This window comes from Mycoplasma imitans ATCC 51306, from assembly GCF_000518305.1.
In the GTDB taxonomy this organism is placed as follows: domain Bacteria; phylum Bacillota_I; class Bacilli_A; order Mycoplasmatales; family Mycoplasmoidaceae; genus Mycoplasmoides; species Mycoplasmoides imitans.
The window spans coordinates 1-21,542 of record NZ_JADI01000007.1 but is presented as its reverse complement, the minus strand read 5'-3'; the positions used below and the strand labels follow the sequence as shown (position 1 = coordinate 21,542).

Annotated in this window: 18 protein-coding genes, 1 other RNA gene and 1 pseudogene; 11 read left to right on the top strand and 9 right to left on the bottom strand. The window is 30.3% G+C overall.

Annotation, left to right across the window (positions count from 1 at the left end; genetic code table 4):
- Window positions 1-103: 103 nt before the first annotated feature.
- The 8 genes from P690_RS0100585 (at window position 104) to gnd (ending at window position 10,278) form a co-directional block, all read left to right on the top strand.
- On the top strand, window positions 104-982 hold the full coding sequence (locus tag P690_RS0100585; RefSeq protein WP_027121868.1) for a hypothetical protein: 879 nt from the start codon (window positions 104-106) through the stop codon (window positions 980-982).
- A 191-nt stretch (window positions 983-1,173) separates the two neighbouring features.
- Window positions 1,174-1,580: a transfer-messenger RNA gene (ssrA, locus tag P690_RS04220) on the top strand.
- 203 nt (window positions 1,581-1,783) lie between these two features.
- Window positions 1,784-2,227, top strand: a complete 444-nt coding sequence (locus tag P690_RS0100580; RefSeq protein WP_051420952.1) for a PTS sugar transporter subunit IIA — start codon at window positions 1,784-1,786, stop codon at window positions 2,225-2,227.
- The gene (locus P690_RS0100575) at window positions 2,220-3,215 is read left to right on the top strand and encodes a mannitol dehydrogenase family protein (RefSeq protein WP_027121866.1); all 996 of its coding nucleotides are present in this window, start codon (window positions 2,220-2,222) and stop codon (window positions 3,213-3,215) included. Before P690_RS0100580 ends, P690_RS0100575 begins: the two co-directional genes overlap by 8 nt.
- Before the next feature lie 5 nt (window positions 3,216-3,220).
- A complete protein-coding gene (locus P690_RS03910) occupies window positions 3,221-4,072 on the top strand; it encodes an aldo/keto reductase family protein (protein WP_051420951.1) in 852 nt (283 codons plus the stop codon).
- 2 nt (window positions 4,073-4,074) lie between these two features.
- Complete coding sequence (locus P690_RS04485) at window positions 4,075-6,645, top strand: PTS transporter subunit EIIC (RefSeq protein ID WP_245576639.1); 2,571 nt, start codon at window positions 4,075-4,077, stop codon at window positions 6,643-6,645.
- Window positions 6,646-6,879: 234 nt separating this feature from the next.
- Window positions 6,880-9,357, top strand: coding sequence for a PTS transporter subunit EIIC (locus P690_RS03900; RefSeq protein ID WP_051420950.1), 2,478 nt, complete (start codon window positions 6,880-6,882; stop codon window positions 9,355-9,357).
- Window positions 9,358-9,360: 3 nt separating this feature from the next.
- Window positions 9,361-10,278, top strand: coding sequence for a phosphogluconate dehydrogenase (NAD(+)-dependent, decarboxylating) (gnd, locus tag P690_RS0100550; protein ID WP_051420948.1), 918 nt, complete (start codon window positions 9,361-9,363; stop codon window positions 10,276-10,278).
- A gap of 181 nt (window positions 10,279-10,459) precedes the next feature.
- Here the strand turns inward: gnd and pheT are convergent, their stop codons facing one another.
- The 6 genes from pheT to infC are packed head-to-tail and all read right to left on the bottom strand — an operon-like array spanning window position 10,460 to window position 15,646.
- Complete coding sequence (gene pheT, locus P690_RS0100545; RefSeq protein ID WP_027121863.1) at window positions 10,460-12,877, bottom strand: phenylalanine--tRNA ligase subunit beta; 2,418 nt, start codon at window positions 12,875-12,877, stop codon at window positions 10,460-10,462.
- Window positions 12,878-12,886: 9 nt separating this feature from the next.
- Window positions 12,887-13,903 (bottom strand): phenylalanine--tRNA ligase subunit alpha, encoded by a 1,017-nt coding sequence (gene pheS, locus P690_RS0100540; protein WP_027121862.1) that lies wholly within the window; start codon window positions 13,901-13,903, stop codon window positions 12,887-12,889.
- 47 nt (window positions 13,904-13,950) lie between these two features.
- On the bottom strand, window positions 13,951-14,475 hold the full coding sequence (locus P690_RS0100535; protein ID WP_027121861.1) for a dUTPase: 525 nt from the start codon (window positions 14,473-14,475) through the stop codon (window positions 13,951-13,953).
- Between the two features lie 5 nt (window positions 14,476-14,480).
- Window positions 14,481-14,828 carry a 50S ribosomal protein L20 gene (rplT, locus tag P690_RS0100530; RefSeq protein WP_027121860.1) on the bottom strand — a complete coding sequence of 116 codons (348 nt, stop codon included), beginning with the start codon at window positions 14,826-14,828 and terminating at the stop codon, window positions 14,481-14,483.
- A gap of 21 nt (window positions 14,829-14,849) precedes the next feature.
- The gene (rpmI, locus tag P690_RS0100525) at window positions 14,850-15,044 is read right to left on the bottom strand and encodes a 50S ribosomal protein L35 (RefSeq protein ID WP_027121859.1); all 195 of its coding nucleotides are present in this window, start codon (window positions 15,042-15,044) and stop codon (window positions 14,850-14,852) included.
- A 5-nt stretch (window positions 15,045-15,049) separates the two neighbouring features.
- Window positions 15,050-15,646 (bottom strand): translation initiation factor IF-3, encoded by a 597-nt coding sequence (gene infC / locus P690_RS0100520; protein WP_051420946.1) that lies wholly within the window; start codon window positions 15,644-15,646, stop codon window positions 15,050-15,052.
- Window positions 15,647-16,088: 442 nt separating this feature from the next.
- Between infC and P690_RS0100515 the strand changes: the two genes are divergently transcribed.
- A complete protein-coding gene (locus tag P690_RS0100515) occupies window positions 16,089-16,445 on the top strand; it encodes an IMPACT family protein (protein ID WP_027121857.1) in 357 nt (118 codons plus the stop codon).
- On the opposite strand, the gene uvrC is transcribed toward P690_RS0100515, so the two are convergent.
- Entirely contained in the window at window positions 16,420-18,198 is a 1,779-nt protein-coding gene (gene uvrC, locus P690_RS0100510) for an excinuclease ABC subunit UvrC (protein WP_027121856.1), read from the bottom strand. The two genes, P690_RS0100515 and uvrC, sit on opposite strands and share 26 nt — an antisense overlap.
- 22 nt (window positions 18,199-18,220) lie before the next feature.
- Here uvrC and hrcA point away from each other — a divergent pair, with 22 nt between their 5' ends.
- Together hrcA and P690_RS0100500 are read left to right on the top strand one after the other, a co-directional pair.
- Window positions 18,221-19,279, top strand: coding sequence for a heat-inducible transcriptional repressor HrcA (gene hrcA, locus P690_RS0100505; RefSeq protein ID WP_036459438.1), 1,059 nt, complete (start codon window positions 18,221-18,223; stop codon window positions 19,277-19,279).
- A complete protein-coding gene (locus P690_RS0100500) occupies window positions 19,279-21,021 on the top strand; it encodes a 1-deoxy-D-xylulose-5-phosphate synthase (RefSeq protein WP_027121854.1) in 1,743 nt (580 codons plus the stop codon). Before hrcA ends, P690_RS0100500 begins: the two co-directional genes overlap by 1 nt.
- Before the next feature lie 185 nt (window positions 21,022-21,206).
- Here the strand turns inward: P690_RS0100500 and P690_RS04480 are convergent, their stop codons facing one another.
- Together P690_RS04480 and P690_RS04215 are read right to left on the bottom strand one after the other, a co-directional pair.
- A complete protein-coding gene (locus P690_RS04480; protein WP_027121853.1) occupies window positions 21,207-21,398 on the bottom strand; it encodes a hypothetical protein in 192 nt (63 codons plus the stop codon).
- Window positions 21,367-21,542, bottom strand: a pseudogene (locus P690_RS04215) (IS256 family transposase); the annotation flags it as partial. The pseudogene P690_RS04215 and the gene P690_RS04480, both read right to left, overlap by 32 nt.

The following is a 21,542-nucleotide window of genomic DNA, read 5'->3' as shown; positions in this document are numbered from 1 at the left end:
TTTATAATTATATAAATAGTGATTAATTTGTTTATCGTCGTTAATACGACATTGATTTAAATTTATTAGAAATAAAATCAATTAGCAATAAGATTATAAATTCATGAAACTTAAATTGAGGCAGCGTTTTCTAGTATTGTCTAGTTTAGCATTAATTAGTGGTGGATTGTTTTTAAGTTCTTGTGGTAATCAAATGTCAAATGGCCAAACCCCTCCAACAAAAGAACCTATTGAAAAACCTCAAGACCCTAACAACACCAAACCTGATATGGGTAATAATGAAGCAAATAAAGAACCTACTCCGGTTAGTCAAGGCTATCCTAAAACAGTTAATGCGCCAAATTTTTCTGAACAAAGAGATATAAATGTTGATATTGCAAATAATCAATATAGATTAGTACATCCATTTAATCAGAATTCTGTAAACTTTATCAAAACATACATCGCTACGAACCCTAAGAATATAACAGCTATGTATGGTGGTAATTTGTCTAATAGACTTATTGATATTGATACAAATTTAAATGATACTGAGTTAGCTGCAAAAATTAAAGAAATTAAAGATAATCCTCAACCAAACAATAACAATTCTCAGTTATTAGCATCTCCTAATGATGATTCTAAAACATATAAGGATAAATCTAAATGAGCGACTGAATTGTACTTACAAAGAGATGATTATGCAGCTTTCTTATCATTAATAAAATACGATGGTCATTCATTAGACAAACAAATTGTTAACTGAGTAGATGATTATAAAACACAACAACAAAAAGATTTATACAGAAGAAATAATGTAGAGCTATATCGCTTAGATCTTTTCTACTTACTATTTAGCGATCCTGTATTTGATGAAACAAATAAAACACTTTCATTTAATCTTTATTTAGTGTCTTGAAAAACCGTTCAACTAAGTGACGGTATTCAATACCCTAACACAGCAGCTAATCTAGGTCATTTTATCTTCTTGAACGCAATTTAATTAATAATTTCTTAATTAATAACCAACCATTCACTTTTATTTAGGTGTTATTGTGTTGGTTACTTTTATATCTTTACTAATCACTTTTTTCAAAACTATAAGATCTTATAATATAAGATTTATTAATAAATTATTTTATTTAATTAAAATCTAACCGTCTAGTATTAGACAAATAAATATTTATTATTCATGGGGATGTCAAGGCTTCGACATGATTGATAAACTTATTAGTTCAGTAGGGTCTGCCCTTTATAGCTCAAGGTAATAATAACCGACAAAACTTCAAAAGAACTAGCTGACGAAAACTTTGTTTTAAATCAGTTAGCATCAAACAACTACGCTTTAAACTTCTAAATAAATAATAAATAGCGTACTAGGTTTTTTGTAACCTAGAAATTAGGATAAAACTAGATCTTGTAACTCGTTTATAGTTTTACTGTTAATATTGATTAATCAGTTTTTTTGACCTAACGATTACTACGGACCAAGATGTTGATACTTATTACTTGGTTTTAGATTAACAAGTATCTAAACTGTAAATAAAACTAATCTGATGAGTCGATTGTGGAAACGGGTTCGATTCCCGTCATCTCCACCATTAATATAAATTTCATAAATCTTCTTTAAGTTCTAATTAAAGAAGATTTTTTTATTTTTATTAAGAAAAATCATTGTTTTTATAAAAACATAAAATGATGAATAAATCATTTTAATTATTGTTAACCACTTTGTGATTTGATTAAAAATTTTTCATTAAAAATGAGTGAAATTAATTGTATTATAAATCTGAACAATTTGAGAATGATTAATAAATATTTAAAAGAAGAAAACATCTTTGTGAATGTTTTAGCCTCTGACAAAAGCGAGGTTTTTAAACTTGTTTATGAAAATTTAAGCAAGCAAGGATCTGTTGATGATGGTTATCATCAATCAATGATTGATCGCGACAAACTAACAAGCGTTGCAATAGGTAATTATATTGCTATTGCTCACGGAATGGTTGAAGCTAAAAATCTAATCAAAAAGAATGGGATTTGCATCTTAGTTCTTAAGAATCCAATTCAATGGGATAACCAAGAAGTTAAGGTTATTTTAGGATTAGCATTTGTTGGTGATGAAACTTTAGATGTGATTGGCAGTATTGGAGTAGCGTTTGGTGATGAGGATGAAGTTAAATCATTCTTTTATCAAGATAAATTAACACCTAAACAGGTTTTAGATTGGATGATTGCTGCTAATGAATAATTTAGTTATACATTTTGGCGCAGGAAATATTGGACGAGGATTAATTGGACATGTTAGTAAAATTAACAAGGTTCAATTAGTTTTTATTGATTTAAACAAAGAATTGATTGATCAGATCAATACTAAAAACCAATATACAATCATAACTTTACCTTCAAACGAAAAGATTAATATCTCAGATTGTTCTGGACTTGTTCTTGGGGTTGATAATCCCAAAATAGTTGAGATGATAACTAAAGCTTCAATGATAACAACATCAATTGGCGCAAAAAATTTAATTGGACTTGTTGAATTAATTCAACAAGGACTAACTAAAAGAAATGAGATAGATAAGCTTTCTTTAGCTTGTTTTGAAAACGGATATAAAGCATCGCAAAATCTTTATCAACAAGTTATTGAAACTAATCCCGAACTAAAAGATAAATTAACTTACATAAATGTTGTTGTTGATCGTTTAGTGCCAAATCAAAGAGAAAATCAATTAGATTTATTAGTTGAAGACTTCTTTAGTGTTTGGTATTCAAAACAGTTTCATGATTCAACTTGATTATTCAAAAATGGATCAATAGAAATTAAAACAAACTACGACAACTTTTTTAATAAGAAATTTTACGGTGTAAATGGTTTACACTTTTGCATTGGTCTTTTAGGTTGATTACATAACAAGAAATACATTAATGAAACGATTAATGATGATTTATTAAAGCCAATAATAAGTCAGCTTGTTGATGAATTAAGTGTTGGGATATCAAAACTTATTAATCTTGATCTTAATCAAACTAAAGCATACTTAGAAAAAAATATTGAACGTTTTTCTAACAAATATTTAATGGATGAAATTAAACGTGTTTGTCGAAATATTTCACAAAAATTCGGTAAAAATGAACGTTTTATCCCTGTATATGAATTTTTAGTAAATCATGATTATAAACATCAAATTCTAGATCAAATATATAGCATTGGCAAAAAATACATGGATAGTAGATAAAGGATATGAGTGATATTAAAAAAGCTAAAATCGGTTTTGGAACATACAAGATTTTAAATCAAAACGAGATGAATAACGCCATTAAATGGGCGATTAAAGCTAAGTATGATTTTATTGATACAGCAAAACTGTATCAGACAGAAGAATTAATAGCTGTAGCTTTAAAAAAACTTAAAAAAGAAGATCCAAAATTTGTTCAACCTGTTTTACAATCAAAAATCTGACCATCAGATTTTAAAAACGGCGTTGAAAAAGAATTAAAAGGGTCGCTTAAAAGATTAGGCATAAAATTGATTGATTGTTATATGTTACATCGTCCTCACGTGGATAACACGATGAACGTTATGGCATGAAAAGAATTAATCGAATGTAAGAAAAAAGGTCTCGTGAAAACGATTGGCGTCTCGAATTTTGAGCCTGATATGATCAGAATCTTATACAACGAAACTGGTGTATATCCCGAAGTGGTTCAAAACGAAGCTAACCTGCAATATATTAGAAGAGATCGTATTGTATATTGTAAGGAACACAAAATTGCAATGCAAGGCTGGAGAGCGATGGGTAATGCTAAACTAAATTTTAGCAATAAACTATTGTCTGAAATGGCAAAAAAATACGCATGCAGTGTTGCACAATTAATGATTGCATACTCAGCTAGTTTAGGTTTTTGTCCAGTAGTACGAAGTGCTGTTGAAAGTGAAATTAAAGAAAACGTTAAAGGGGTAAAGATTAAATTAAAACCAGAAGACACTTTAACGCTTGAACAAACTTTTAACACTCACAAATCTACTACTCATAATGGTTGTGATTCATATGCTAACCTAGCACTAAATGATGATTGATATAAGGAAAATTAATTATGGTTTCAGTTTTTAAACCTACTGTTTATGAAGTAACCTATAAGTCACCAACTACAGGAAACTTGAAACAGTTTGGTAATAAGCAAGTTCATTCAAAAAGTTTTTTAGCCAAATTACGTAAGTTTGGTTCTTTCATGGCAGGAATGGTTATTCCTGCAATTGGTGTATTGATTGCATGAGGGTTATTTACCGCGATTATTCTTGGGGTAAAAACTGGCATAGCATATCAAAAGAACATTCCAATTGATAAGTGATCTGATGCGGATTCAATCAAATATCTATATGGAATGGATCGCGTTATTGGGTTTGGGATATTGTTTTTAATTCCATTAATTATGTCGTTTCTAGGTGGTCGACAGATCTATGGATGAAGGGGTGCACTAATTGGTTTTGTGTCAACGCTTGGTGTAATCTCTTATTCAATGATCCAGCTAGATAAAGATGCTAAGCAAATATCTGAAATTCAAAACCTATGAACATTTAATGCGATCTTAGTTCAGATTACTGGTAATATAACTTTAATCAACACAGGAACATCACCGATGATCTTTGGTGCATTAATCTGTGGGCCGTTATTTGCTTATCTGTTCAAGAAGTTTGAAACTCTATATAAAGATAAAATTAAACAAGGTTTTGAGATGTTAGTTAATAACTTCTCATTAGGAATCTTTGGTTGTATCGCAATCTTTGTTTCGTTCTGAGCGATTGGTCCATTGATGGCTTTATTGCAAGTTGTATTCTTCTTCATTATTAAAGGAATTAACGATGCAAAATTATTGTTCATCTTACCAATATTTATTGAATTAGAAAAAATTCTATTCTTAAACAATGCCGTAAACCACGGAATCTTAGGGCCATTGGGTTATCAAGAAGTAGCTAGAATTGGATATTCTCCATTATTCTATCTAGATCCAAACCCAGGACAAGGATTAGGGTTATTATTAGCTTATATTCTGTTAGGTACAAAAGAAGAGAAAGCTCAAGCTACTGCTGCAACTCCAATTCACTTCATTGGTGGTATTCACGAAGTTTACTATCCATTTGTATTGATGCGTCCACTTAACTTGCTGTTTGTTATGGCTGGTGGTGTATTTGCAGGTGCAATTTATCAAATTTTTGGATTTGGTGGTATCTTCACTCCTTCACCAGGTAGTGTAATTATGAACTATTTATCGGTATATTCATCTAAACCGCTTAACTATTTAGCATTAACAATTGCAATCTTTGGTTCAGCTGCTATCGTATTTAGTCTAACTTCAATTAGCTTACTATGAAAAAATATCCGCACTGGTCAAAGAATTATCTTCTCACCAACAAAATTAAGACTAATCTCTAAGATTTACAAATCAGAACAATTCGATCTTGCTAAAGATATCAACTTATCAAGAAAGATAAAAGTAATTGATTATCAAAAAGTAACTGATGAACATAACTACTTATGAGAAGTTATCACATTAAGTGATGGTTCAAAAGAATACTTCCCAATCAATGATAATACCAAACGAATCGTAAGCTTTAGATACAAAGAGTATCAAAAAGAAAACGGGTTAAAAGAAAAATACCTTGAAAAGTATTTTGACAAACCTGGATTTAGTCAATCAGTTGAGCAACACAAACATCAAGAAAAGATTAAAGCTTGAAGTTCACAAATTGAAAGTCTAACCTCTCAATACAATGCACGCATTGATGAAATTAATCAATGAAAAAATAACCTGCTTGCACAAATTAATCCTCAAGACAGCTTTAGTATTGAAAATGTAAATATTGATTACAACTTAAAAGTTGCTGATGCTGACTACAAATTTATGCGTCAGATTGATCATTTAAAATTCAAGATCAAAAAGATGCAACACTCTGATGCTAAACGCGTAAAAGTATCTGTTGAAGAAAATGAAATTAAAGCTGTAGATTACGTTCAAAAACAGATGGAATTTTATAAACGAACTATTAAGTTCGTTGATTCAATTCAACAAAAAGAACTTGACAAGAGCACAGTTGAACAACTAAACACTGAACTAGCTAACAAGCTTGGTGAAATCAAATCATCTAACCCTGCTAATTACAAAATTCTTGAAGATAATTTAATTGCTGAATATAATGAAAAGATTCTAAAACTAACTAAAGTTGAAAACGATGGTAAATGAGTAAACAAACCTTATTACAAAGATCAAATCGATTGAGTACCAATTAATTCAACTCTAGAAACGATCGAATCAATTAATCTTAAAGAAGAGCAACAAACAACAGTTACAAGCAACGAATTAAGTAGTTATGTAGCTAAAGCTAAAAAAGTGATGTTTGCATGTGAAGCTGGTATGGGATCATCTGCTATGGGTGCTGGTATGATCAAAAAAATGATCCAAAATATCGGCATTAAAGATGTTGAAGTAGCTAACTGCGCAATTAAAGATTTACCACACGATATTGATATCATCGTTACCCAAAAAACGTTTGTGGACTACGTTTCTAAGAAATACAAAAACAGTTATGTATATGGGGTAAATCAATACTTGAAAAAAGAAGAGTACAAAGAATTAATTGATACCTTCAAAAAAGAACGATTAAGTTAAGCTATTACTTAATAAATAATAAAAAAACACCAAGACTTTCTTGGTGTTTTTTCTTTGTTATCAAGATGATCATTACACTATAAAATTATTGAAAAATGCGGTAATTTCTTTTTGTTTAAAATTAATTTTTAAATTAACAATATTTTTGTTCACCAAATTATTTCTTATTTTTATTAGTAATAAAAATTAGCTGGTCTATGATTCTAAAATTAAACTATATGTTTAATTTAATCTATGAGTAATTTTAAGTATAAATTTGTTGAATACTTAAAAGCACACGGATGAATTTATCAAAAGAAATCTGATGATTCCCAGCGTGTTTTTAAGAAGCACTCAGATTCAGGGATTAGGCAAAAGATCCAAAAATTTGGGTCTTTTATGGGTGGAATGATCATGCCAACTATTGGTGTGTTTATTGCCTGAGGTCTATGAGCATCTGCGTTCTTATACAACAGTCCAAATAGCCACGGGTGGTTTCAAGCACCTGAGTTAGGTAAGTTAGTACCAATTGGTATTAAATGATTATTACCATTATTAATCGCTATCAACGCAGGTAAGATGATCTATGGGATACGAGGAGCGGCAATCTCGGCGTTATTAACCACGATTATTATTGTAGGAACTACAACGATTTGAAACCAGTATGGCGCTGGTGAAATCGTTTATGAGTTTAATGCAAATAACTATAAATTCTATAACGGTCAAGAACTAATCAAAGGAATCAACGATAAACAATATTTTATCGTTGATACAAACGGGTTTAGAGTTATGGGTACAACTACCTATAATGAAATAATCCAAAGAAACGTTTTCAACGGTTTTGCTGGAAGAGATCCAAACCAAATTATTGGAGCAATGATCGTAGGACCATTAGGTACTAAGATCTTTAAAACAATTGAAGAAAACTACATTGACAGCGTTCGTCCTGGCTTTGAGATGTTAATTCGTAACTTCTCATTAGCAATCATCGCCATCTTAATGGGATTAGTGTTATTTTATGTATGACCATGAATCATGTATGGAGTAACAATCTTAATCACGATGATTATTAACAGCTTTGGACAAAGCCGTTATGTTTATCCGATTCTAACGATCTTTACTGAACCATTAAGAACGATCTTTTTAAACAACGCACTTAACTATGGAGTAATGTCACCATTAGGTTTAAATGATATCAGTCAACAACAACTTAACGGTGTTGCTCATCCTCATTCAATTTATTTCTTATATGCTGGAAACGGCGGACCTGGTTTAGGGTTATTATTATCATTTGTTTTTTGGAAAAAAGGTGCTGAAAGAGCCAATGCAGCAGGAGCGTCTGTTGTTCAGTTTGTTGGTGGAATCCATGAAGTTTACTACGTATACGTAGTACAAAGACCAATCTTTATTATTAGCACAATTCTAGGTGCAGCTGCTAGTATGACTGTATTTAGTTTTGCTGATGGCGGAACTTCAACAATCGTTTCACCTGGATCAATTATCTCAGTTGTATCAACATCACCAACATCTAAATTGTTAGGAATTAATATAGCGGGTGTGTTAACTGGAACAGTTGTAACTTTTAGTGCTGCATCTGTTATTCATTGATTACAAAAGAAAAATCAAAAAGGTGTAGTAGCTACTCAAGAAATTATCTTCAGTGATTCTGGAATGACTTTTAAATCTAAACAACCTAATGTTAATACCAAACCATTTAGTTGAGCTAACGTTAAAAACTTAGTTGTTGCTTGTGATGCTGGAATGGGTTCATCAGCTATGGCTGCTGGCATCATTCGAAAATGAGTAAAAGAAAATAATGTAAACGATAATGTAACTAACTGTGCACTAAAAGATTTACCAGCCGACGCAGATGTGATTGTAACTACAAACGTTTTTGAACAATTTGCTAAAGATAAGGTGCCAAACGCCTTTGTTTATTCCGTAACTAAATTCTTAGATAAAGGAATTTATGATCAATTATATAAGAATTTAAAAGACCAACCGATAACTCAAATTGAAGTCGGTTCATCTGAACAAACTAAAGTTAAAAAGCAAGCACAATTAGAAAATAAAACTGCTAACTGATTTAAAAGTGTTGATTCACTATCAAGAACACTAAAATGAATTTTTGTATTGATTCTTTTTGCAGCAATTGTATTATTTATTGATGCTGCTTTATTTGATCAAAAGATTATGTTGTATAACACAACAATTAATTATGTTCCAGATCCAATTAATGGAGCGAATACATCGACCACAACAACCACAACATCTGTAGTAAGTTCAGTATTTAATTACTTATTTATTCAGATAGCTTTAACGATCTTTATGGTTATCTTTATTGGGTTTAGTGTTTGATTGAATTATCAACTATGAGTTGGTAATAAATATGCAGATAAGATTACAAATAAAACAACCAAACATCTAAAAACACTTATTAGTTTATTGCTTGTTATCGGGTTTGGTTTAATGATTGCTACTTTAGTTAAGGGTGTTTATCTAAACGCTGGTAGAACGATCGATCTATACCTTTTATTAGGTTTGAATCTAGCATTATTTATGATTATTGTCATCTTAGCAAGACAATACACAAGAATTGTTAAAAAGAATATTAATACTTATTTAGAAACTCTAAATAAGATCAATGATGATCAAGAACAAGCAATTCCTACACAACCGTCTGATCAATCGTTAAATAATAACAGTAATGTTGAAACAAAAAAAGGAGTTTAATAAATGTCGTTAAATAATGAATTATCTTTAAGTCTTATAGGTTTAGGTAAGATGGGTGAAGGTTTGATTAAAAACTTAAAAAGAAACGGCTATGAAGTTGTTGGATATGATCTTAATCAAACAAAATACGACCAATTAAAATCTGAAGGTTTTAAGTTGGTTGATAAGCTTGAACAATTAGTTAATCCTACTAAACAAAATGTTGTTTTGATCTCAGTACCGTGTGGTGAACCAACTAATCAAATTGTTGATAATTTGCTTAAACTATTACCAAAAGATTCAATAATTGTCGATACTGGCAACTCTTATTTCAAAGATAGTTTAAACAATTATGAGAAGGCCAAAGCTAAATCAATTTATTTTGTTGATTGCGGTGTAAGCGGAGGTCCATCTGGAGCACTCAATGGTGCTTGTATGATGGTAGGAGGTGATGATTATGCCATTAATAAGATTGGTAAGATCTTAGAAAAATTATGCGTGGTTAATGGTTATTTACACACCGGACAAGCTGGTAGCGGTCACTTTGCTAAGATGGTTCATAATGGAATTGAATATGGTATGATGCAAGCAATCGCTGAAGGTTTTCAAGTATTGCACGATAGCAAATTTGATTATGATCTAGCTAAGGTTTCAAAGCTATATAATCACGGTAGTGTTATTCGTTCTTGATTAATTGAATTAATGGAGCAAGTATTTAATAATAAACAAGAACTAGAAAACATCTCTGGGGTGGTTAATGCTAGTGGAGAAGGCTTATGAACTGTTCAAACAGCTCTTGACCAAGGTACTCCAATTCCAGCTATTGCTTCTGCATTGTTTGCAAGACAAACATCACTTAAACAAAGTGATTTATATGCCAATAAATTGTTAGCATCATTACGCAACAAATTTGGCGGACATGATGTATTTAAGAAAAAATAAATTCAATCTTTCAAGTATAAAAACACTTAGTAACTTAAGTGTTTTTTTTAAAAATTCAACGGTAAAAACGATGTTTTTTACATTTTATATAGGCTAAAACAATAATATTATCTAACAACAAAAAAACAGAACTAACTACACGTTAATTCTGTTCATTTTTTATCTACATATTCAACCGATCCTAAATCAAAATCTGCTTAGCTTTCATCAAATCAATTAATTCATCAAAGACTTGATTAATCTCTTGAGTAGTAAAGGTCTTATCACCTTGTTTTAGATAACATCTCACCGTGTATTTTGTAGGTTGATACGTTTTATTATTATCAATCTGATTAGTTGCATCAAAGATTGAGATAATCTCTCATTTTGAGAGTTTATTAAAACTATTAATTACGTTAGTAAAGCTATTGAAATCATCTTCATTTTTTAATTGGAAGGTGATATCTCTACTTACTTCTTGGTGATGATCATAACCTTCATAGGTTCGTACATAACGATTAATCGAAGTGATTAAACGTTCTAGATTAATGTCTAAACAATAAATATCGTGGTTATCTAAATCAAATTCTTTTAGAACAGATTTTTTAATCTTACCAATATAACCGATCGTTTCATCATAAACAACCAGTTTTAATGAGTCGTTTTTAACTAAATAAGTATCATCATTAATTGTTTGGTAATTACAGTTAAACCCAAAATTTTGCACGATGATATCACTAATTCCCTTGATCGTAATTAGATCAAGTTTAATCCCACTAGATGGATCATAACTATGGTTAAATAAGTTATTAGTCATAATTAAGCCAATGTGATGGTTAGACGATCCATCCTTACTTAATAAACTTTGGATCTCAAAAATTGGATATAATTTATTTTTATAAGATTGGTTTAATTGATAGATCTCTAATAAGTTAGATAAGATATTTTGACGGTAATACTGTCTAGTTTCAGCAATCGGATTATTCACTACAACTGGATCTTGGTACTTAAATAAATTAAGTAGATCAGCACGTTTTTGTGATGTTAAATTGTAAGTGCGAACGTGATTAAATTTAAGTGATCTTAATTTTTTTGATAACCGATCTAACAATTCGTTTGTTTCATTATTTACTTGAAGTAAATAATCGGCTTTAATCGGAATTGGTTCAAAATGATTAATGTTTAATATCTTTAATAGTTCTTCAACTAAATCTTGTCAATTGTAGATATCATTACGATAACTAGGAACATATACAATATCATCTTTAACTAAAAAACCAAGGTTGACTAAAGCTTTTTGAATCTTAGCATCTGATAGGTGATGAGTGTTACCTAGTAAGCTGCGAATCTTATCATAATTCACTTTAATTTGTTGGTGATATTCATCAACACTAATCGCTTTTGATAATTCAGATAACTGTTGGTTATACACCTTATTTAATAAGTATTGGTATAAGTATTCAAAAGTCTTTTGGGTTTGATATAAAGAGATCTCTTTGCTAAATAAACTAGCACTTTTAGTGCTAATCTTATGGAATGAAGCAGATTTACTAATCTGATTCTTATCAAAATTACCCACTTCAATAAAATAGTTAATACTATTATCATCAACAGCTGTCGCCATTGATCCAATAATTCCTGCAAGCGCGATAATCTTTTCATCATCCACAACAAGTAGATCACCTTCTTGGATTGTGTATCACTTATTATCTAATCCCTGGAATTGTTCTTGTTTAGTTGCTTGAATTAATCTTACATCACCAACAATCTTATCAGCATCATGAATATGGATTGGATTAGCTGCAAACAACGGAATTAAATTAGATAGATCAATCAGATCATTAATTGGTTTAATCTGATTGTTAATCAAGATCCCCTTAGTGTTTCAACTTGATTGTTTTAATTGGTAGTTACGTAAATGAATTCCACCAAAATATTTAGCTTTATTATTAGTTTCATCAACTACTTTAAAACTCATTTGGTGAAAATCAGTTTGTTTTGATCGACCTACAAGTTCTAAATATTTAAGATTTAAATAAGCCGCTAATTCTTTAGCTAAAAATCTAATCCCATACCAATCAGGACGACTTGATGGGATTGAGATATCAAAGATCGTATCATCAATATTTAGATACTTATAAACTTCACTATCACCTAGTTTAGCCTTATCTAAGATAATAATATTCTTACTATCATATTCAGATAAATAACCGCTGTAATGGGGGTTAAGATCACCATAAGAACATAATAATCCACTAGTGTTGATCCCACGAATATCACGGTTAATTACCGTGATTCCATTAGGTAGTTCAGCACCTTCCATTGCGACAATTACATACTTATTTAAAACACTATTCTGATCGAATAGATTAGGTGAGTCTGAAATCACGTTGATAAATTTATTATCACTAATCTGAATCGAACAGATATTTAGTTTTTCAGCATGAGGGTGTTTTTTAATATTAAAAATCTTGCCAATTACTAAATAATCGATCATACTAAAAGTTTTGATCGATTCAACTTCAGCACCAATCGCATTAAGTGCTTCAACGATCTTATTATCTTCAACTTTAGCTATTGTGGGGATAAAATTAGCAATCACCTTTTTTGATAACAACATATCTATCTCCTACTCATAAAATTGTTTAATAAACCGAAAATCATTAAGATAAAAATCCCTAATGTCGGTGATATTATTTTTTAACATTGCGATTCTTTCAAGCCCAATTCCAGCAGCAATTCCCACCATCTTCTCTGGATCAATGTTAGCAGCTTCTAGAACTTTTGGGTGCAAGATCCCTGAACCCATAATTTCAATCCAGCGAGTTTTTTTACATAAAAAACAACCACTTTGACAATTCCAACATTCTACATCGACTTCAAAACTAGGTTCAGTAAACGGAAAGTGCGATAATCTAAATCGAGTTCTTAGATCATTCCCGAACATATGTTCGATAAATTTAGTGACAAACCACTTTAAATTGGCTAATGACAGATCCTTATTAACCCACATAAAGTCCATTTGCATAAACTGGTGAGAGTGAGTTGCATCATCAGTATCGTTACGATAAACATTACCAAAACTAATCACGCGGATATCTTTGTGTTTGTTCATCGCACTGATTGCTTGGATTGTTCCAGCAGTACAATGAGTTCGCAACAACTGCTTTTGACCGGTATAAAACGTATCAGTTGTTGATCGCCCTGGGTGATCTAAAGGGATATTTAGATCATCAAAACAATGCTTAACTGAAACAACTTCAGGATAATTGGTAATCGTAAAATTAAACTTTTTAAAAAAATCTACAATCTGATTAATCACTAAATTTAGTGGGTGGATCGAACCATCCATTAAATCAAGCGCTGGAATCATTAGATCATATGGTGGTTTTTCGCTTTGATCTAAATTAGTAGATAACTGCTGATTTCTTTGATCAAACAGTTCTTGAATTGTTTGCTGCAAGTAGTTTAAATTTTTACCAAAAGCTTTTTTATCTTCAAGTTGTTCAATCTTACGAAGTTGTTGAAATAACGGGCTTACGTGTTTTTTAACAAAGATATTCTTTGTTACAATCAACTCTTTTTGATTATCAACTGAACTGATGGTTAGTTTAAAATCATCAATAATTTTTTTGATTTGATCCATATAATAGTAATCGGATAAGATAAAAAAGATATTTAAAGTGGTTAGCTTTAAATATCTTCATCAATGCGTTTTAAAATGTTACCACTTTGTCTGATATATTCTTTGAATAACTCATTAAAGTTAAGACGCATTAAGCTAATTAAAGTTAGTAGTTCGTCAATGAACTTTTGGCATGATCATCAATCTTCCATTGATAAACATAGTTCATAAAGTTCTAAAAAACGTTTTGAAGCGATTAGACTTGAAGGTTTTTGTTTTTGTTGTTTAACATCAAAAACGTAGTTAAGTTCAGCTTTTTTGTCTTGGTCAATCTCAGTTTTAAACTGAATTAAAAAACTTAAAGATAGGTGTAAAACGTTTGCAAAAGCTTCTAAAATAGCGCTTTCATCGTGCTTAGGTTGGTTTTTTCAAAATTTGTATGCTTCAATCTGTTTAGCTAAGTTACCAATCTCTACAGCAAGCCATAACCTTCTTTGCTTCTGATTTTTTTTATAAGAGCTTTTAGTCTTTTTAAAGATGATACTATCAATCTCTGCTTGTTTTTCAATTAACTTCTCAAGGTCTAAAAGCATGATGACTATTTACCTGTAACTTCTTTAACTAATTTTTTGAACGCTTCGTGATCGTGGATAGCAATTTCAGATAACATCTTACGGTTGATCGTAATTTGTTGTTGCTTTAATAAATTAATGAACACAGAGTATGTTACACCCATTTCACGTAGTGCACCATTTAAACGTTGAATTCAAAGTGCTCTGAATTCACGCTTTTTATTCTTACGGTCTCTAAACGCGTATTTTGCAGATTTAATAACGGTTTGCTTAGCAACCTTATATGATGCATGACGAGTACCAAATGTTCCTTCGGCTTGCTTTAATCATTTTTTTCTGCGTCTTCTTGTAGTTGGTCCGCCTTTTACTCTCATTGGTTATTCTCCTAAATTATCTTATTTAGCAATTAATTGCTTAATTCTTTTAAAATCAGTTTTGTGCACTAAGCCATCTTTTCTTAAGTGGCGTTTTTGCTTAGTGGTTTTGTTTGGTGCTAAGTGTGAAGTGTAAGCTTGCTTACGCTTAATTTTCCCACTTTTAGTTGTTTTAAAACGCTTAGTAGCAGCACTTTTTGTCTTCATTTTTGGCATAGTAATTATTTAGTTTCTTGGCTAATTGGTTGGTTTAGTTCAGCTTTCTTCTTATTCTTAGTTGGAATAAAAACCGCTTCATACATATTGCGTGAAACCTTCGTATATGGTTTTTGCACATCAGCATAATCTTGAATTATCTGATAAAACTTATCATAAACTTCTTTGATTAACTCTTCACGAGTAATCATTCTTGAAAATGCTCTGATCGTAAATTTGACATGAAATCCGTCATTTAACCATTCGATTGATTTCTTGGCTCTTCATTCAATATCGTGATCACCCACTCCGGCTTTAAAGTTAATTTCTTTAACTTTAACGACCGTTTGTTTCTTCTTGCTATCACGCTTTTTGCGTTTTTGTTCATAGACATGTTTCCCATAATCCATCAACTTAGCAATTACGGTGTCGGGATTATTTGAGATTACAACAACATCCAAGCCCTTATTATCACCTAAAGCTAACGCAGCTTCTTTGGTTACCACCCCAAGATTAGTTCCATTTTCATCAATTAAGGTGAAGCTATTAAACTTAATGTTCTTGTTAATTGGGGGTAAATTTGGTTTTGGCCTTCGATTTTTTTGATTGTTTTGTTGACTCATATAATCCTTTGTAAAAATAAAAAATGTCACACAAACTAAACGCAGTGTGACGCTATTTATATCTATTTCTATATATAAATATCATTGAGATTCTTATAGGTATAATGTTTATTTATTAGATATCAGCTTTTGATGATTATTATTTATTGTTTGCTAATAACAATATATATTTTAAGAATCTAAATGATCAACCATGATCTACATTTAAGAGATTTAGGTGAGTGAAACACTGCTTGTTATGATATGATTTGATGATTCGATTTCTATCCAAATAGATATTTGAAGATCATCGTTCTAATTATAGCACAATATATTTAATTTATATTGTTAGCAACTAATCATTAACCAGATTTTGGTTTGAAATAAATTGAGTTGAATTAATTATACATTGATCAGTTTTGCTAAATATAGCAAATAATCATTTTTAATATAATCTTAATTAATGGTCGAACTTTATTTTAAAAACTCTAGATTTGTTGGAATTTCATATCCCATTTCATCTAAACAAGATGTTAAAAATCATCTTGAACAACTAAGAAAACAGTATAAGAAAGCCACTCATATCTGCTATGGTTATCTTTTCAAAGATAACGGTGTTGATACTGCTGGATACAGTGATGATAATGAACCAAAAAATACCGCAGGCAAACCAATTTATGATCTATTAAGAATTAAAGAATTATATGGTTATGCCGTGTTTGTCGTGCGGTTTTTTGGCGGGGTGAAATTAGGTGCAGGTGGCTTAATTAAGGCATATCGCAAAACCGCGATTGCTACGATTGATCAAATTTTTGCTTAACTAGTTTGGCGATCTCAATCGGCACAACTTGACTTAAGCTAGCGATCGAAGCTTTTTTGATCTCATCGATTGTTTTAAAATGTTCTAATAGTTGTTGCTTGCGTTTTTTTCCCAATCCCTTGATTCCATCAAGGATCGAATCATAAAATGATTTTGTTTTGTGCTTGCGAAAAAAAGTGATGGCAAACTTATGCACTTCTTCCTGTAGATTTGCTAAGAAAAAATATAGGACTGATCTTTTATCTAGTGCATGTTCATTAAGATCGTAATCAACAACCTTATCAGTTTGGTGTTTATTATTTTTTGCTAAACCAATAATATTAACTTTATGCGTGATTGCTAAATCACTAATCACTTTTTTAGCTGCAAGCACTTGGTGTTTGCCCCCATCTAAAATGATCAGATCAGGTAGATCAACAAAATTATTTTTAAGTGATTGGTACAACCTACGATAGATCACTTCATACATATAGTGATAATCACCTAGTGTCTGGTCGTCTTTGATCTTGTATTTGCGATATTTTTTCTTGTTAAACTGATTGTTTTCAAAAACAATCATCGCAGAAACTTTGTCCGTATTAAACAAGTTGGAATTATCATACACTTCAATATGATTAAGTCGATCAAGCTTGAGCAATTGTCTTAATTGCTCAACTGCTTGACTAAAACTTTGTTCTTTTTTAACTAGAATGTCATATTTTTGGCTTAGTTCGTTATTAACATTTTGCAGCGCTAATGACATGATCTCATTCATCTTGCCACTACTAGGATTGATGATCTCAATTTCCAGACTAGTTTTTAGTAATTTGGTATTAGCTTCATCTAATGAAGCATATAGTATTTTGGGCTTAATGTTATCTTTATAGTATTGACTAAGATAAGAAGCAATTACTTCTTGTTCTTCGTTATAATAGAAATCACAGATCGTGCTTTTAGAAACTAACTGACTATTGACATAAGAAAACAACACAATGCAGATGACATTTTCTTTGGTTTGATAACCAAGCACATCAATTCGTTCTTTAGCACTATACAGATTAATAATCTGTTTGTCAAAAATTAGTTTAATTGCTTTTTGCAGATCCAAATATTTCTTGGCTTGTTCAAAGTCAAATTTATTACTTGCACTTAATTCTTTTTGTTTGAGACTATCAAGCACTTGATCTGCACCGTTGTGAAAAAAATAATCAAGCTTTTTTTTCACAACTTCATAATCAGCTTCACTCACTTCATGAGTGCAAGCTTTCATACATAAATTAAGATCATAAAACTCACACTTACGACCTTTTTTGTTGTAACAATTCTTTAAGGGAAATAACTTTAATAATAGGTTATATAGATCATAAGCTTTCATTTCACTTGAAGCAAACGGCCCGTAATGCTTACCTTTTTTAGGATCAAAATGTCTGGTATAAAGTAGTCTTGGATACTTCTCTTTGGTGATTAAAATATAAGGATAACCATTATTATCTTTTAGTAAGATATTGTATCTTGGCTTATGTTTTTTAATCAGGTTTGCTTCAAGTAATAATGCTTCATTTTCATTATTAACTTCAATGAACTCAACATCAAAGATATCATTAACTAGCTTTGATGTTTTTAAATCTTTTGGACCATTAAAATATTGATGGGTTCTTTTGTAAATATTCTTAGCCTTACCAACATAAATAATCTCATTAAGATTATTTTTTCATAAATAACACCCTGGTTTTTTTGGTGCAAGATCCAGCTTTTCTTTTAGATTAAAATTCATTGTCTTATATAATTTTATTATGATGAATAATAAATTGACAGAACGCCAAATCCTAATTTTGAAGGCAATTATTAATGAGTATATCTCAACTGCTACTGCGGTTGGTTCTAAGATAATTTTGGAAAAATACTTTAATAACGAAGTATCAAGTGCAACGATTCGTAATGAAATGAGTGTGCTTGAAAAACAAAAATACATCGAAAAACCGCACACTTCTGCTGGGAGAATTCCGACTATTAAAGGTTATCAGTATTATGAAGCTAATTTAGCTGAAACCAAGATCTCAGAACAATTAAAACAAAAGTTAATGGCGATTCTTAATAAACGTTATCATTCAATTGATGAGGTGATCGAACAATCTGTTGAGTTTATTAATAATGTTACCAACTTACCTTCTGTCATTACCAAGTTTAAATCGTATGATTTACTAAAAAGAATGGATCTGATCAAGATTAATGAAAATACTGCATTAATCTTAATTGTTTCTTCATCTGGTGAAGTGATTAAAAAGACGATTAAATATCAAAATTTAGTGCAATATAATGATGTATCAACTTGTGTACAGATTTTCAATGATCGGTTGGTTGATACTCCATTTATTGAACTAAAAGATAAGCTTAGTGCAATTAAAGAGATCGTAAGAAAAAAAGTTCATGAATATGAATTTGTGATGCAAAGAATTGTTAATTATATCTTTGATATTAATGAAAAAAGCACGATTAATATTAAAGGTACCAAGAAGTTAGTAATTCACCCCGAGTTTCATGATCATAACAAACTAAGTGAGATCTTAAATTTACTAGAGAATACCTCAATTTGAGAACAGATCTCATTTATGCAACAAAAAACTGGTAAGTCAGTAATTACTTTTGGGCAAGATATCGGGATTGAAGGAGTATCGGTGGCTTCAACATTGATTGAAATTGATCAAAATAAACACCAAATAGCTATAGTTGGTCCTAACCGAATGGAATATGGTAAGATTAAGGGCTTATTAAATATCTTAAAAGAACAAGTAGAAAAGATTGATCATTTAACTTTATCAGTTGATGACATTAATAACGAAGAAGAAGAAGAATAATGGAACTATTAAAAACTATTAAAAATTACGGTGATTTTTTAAAAATTGATCGAAAGCATTTAGATCAATTAGCAACCGAAATCAGAAATTATTTAATTAATTTAGGTCAACAAAAAAGCATTCATTGATCATCTAATTTAGGAATTGTAGAACTAAGTATTGCTTTAGCTCATTTCTTTAATTTAGATGAAGATAAAGTGTTTTATGATACCAGTCACCAAGCTTATGTTCATAAGATGGTAACTGGTAGATTGGATCAGATGGAAACGATTCGTCAAACTAATGGAATAAGTGGATTGCAAGATCTAAATGAATCTAAATATGATTATTATGCTGGTGGTCATACTTCAAACTCATTAAGTGTGGCTAGCGGTTTAGTTTTCAGTAATCAACTATTAAATAAGAATCAATTAATTATCCCTGTAATTGGTGATGCAAGTATAGCTAACGGAATAGCGTTTGAAGCAATTAATAATATTAGTTTTCATAATCACAAGATGATTATTGTTTTGAACGATAATCAGATGTCTATTTCTGAAAACTTCGGTGAATTTAATAAGTTGTTAGCAAACTTGAAAGATGATCAATACAATTTCTTTAAACAACTTAGATATGAATATATAAAAGTTGAAGATGGTCATAATCTTGATCAAATCTTTAAAGCTTTAGAAAAAGCTAAACAATTAGTTAAAAATAGTCCAGTAATTGTTCACGTAAAGACAATTAAAGGTAAAGGAATTAAAGAAGCCGAACAAGATCTAATTGGCTCATATCATAACTCTAATCGTACAAATAAAACCTATAAAGATCAATCTGGATTTATCGCATCTACTCATTTAGAAGAGAAACTAAAATCTAATGAAAAAATTTGTTTAATTAATCCTGCGATGACTTATGCAACTGGATTTATTGATATCATTAATAAGTATAAGAAAAACTACATTGATGTAGGGATTTCAGAAGAGCATGCTCTATCAATGGCTTCAGGGGTTAGTTTAAATAAAATACCTGTGTTTTTACCGATATATTCAACATTTTTACAAAGAAGTTATGATCAATTAATTCATGATTTATCACGACTAGATTTAGGGGTAAATTTACTGATTGATCGCTGCAGTTTAAACGGGACTGAAGGTTCATCGCATCACGGTATTTTTGATATCGGAATGATTAAAAATACTCCGAATTCAAAAATCTATGCAGCAAGTAATCCAATTGTATTAAAAAAACTAATTGATGAAACTAGCAACAACACGCAACAAGTAATTGCAATTAGATACAACCGTTATTTCAATGAATTTAAAAATTACCAATCATATTATCAAAATCTTGATGATCTTAACCAATGAGTAAGATTAAATTTAACGAAAATTTTAAATAAAACTGCATTAATCTCTTACAATAACAACGCTAATAGTTTTAAACAATTATTAGATGATAAATCAATAAATAGTATCGATTGTTTTGATGCAATCTTAGTTCACGGTAAAGGTGTTGATCAAAACATTACAAGAATCTTAGATCAATACGATGATATTTATCTTTATGAGGATATTTATCAAAATGTTGGTTTAGCTAATGAATTTTACAGAATAATTCTTGAAAAACAATATCAAAACAAGCGATTATATACTTATAACTTTAAATCAATCCCTAGTCATGGTGACAATAAGGATCTGATAGCAAGACATAAAATGGATCACGAACAAGTGATTGAACAAATCTTAAAAAACTTAAAATAATCAAATAAGCATATGAAAAAAAATAACGATTAGTTTTTTTTGGCTAATCGTTATTTTTTTCATTCAAAATTGTTAAAAATCTACGGCAAATTTGATTAAAATAAAAATCATTAATTAGAAATTTTATTAGATAGAAAAACAAATTATTAAACAATAAATGTTTTTTTTGATAGATAATTTTTATCTTATTCAGCTAATGTAAATGTAGCATTCGCTACAGCGACTGCATCACCTCCAGCGCCTGCAACAAAAACCTTATTTAAGCCTTTGTTTAGCATAATAGTTTGATGATCACCTTCTAGGGGAACGAAGCTAATTTTGTGTAATCTGGATTTTTTCGAACTTTTAGTTTTTTTTAAGTAAGTTCGGAAATACATCCATTAACTCTTCATATATTCTATGTCAATTTCTCAGTCTATTACTTTTCTGATTTAGTTTTTTGTACCTTGGGTTGTAACCAAAATGTACATAAAGGTCTAATAACAGTTGGTTTATGTTATTAAAAGACTTTTTAGCAGCTA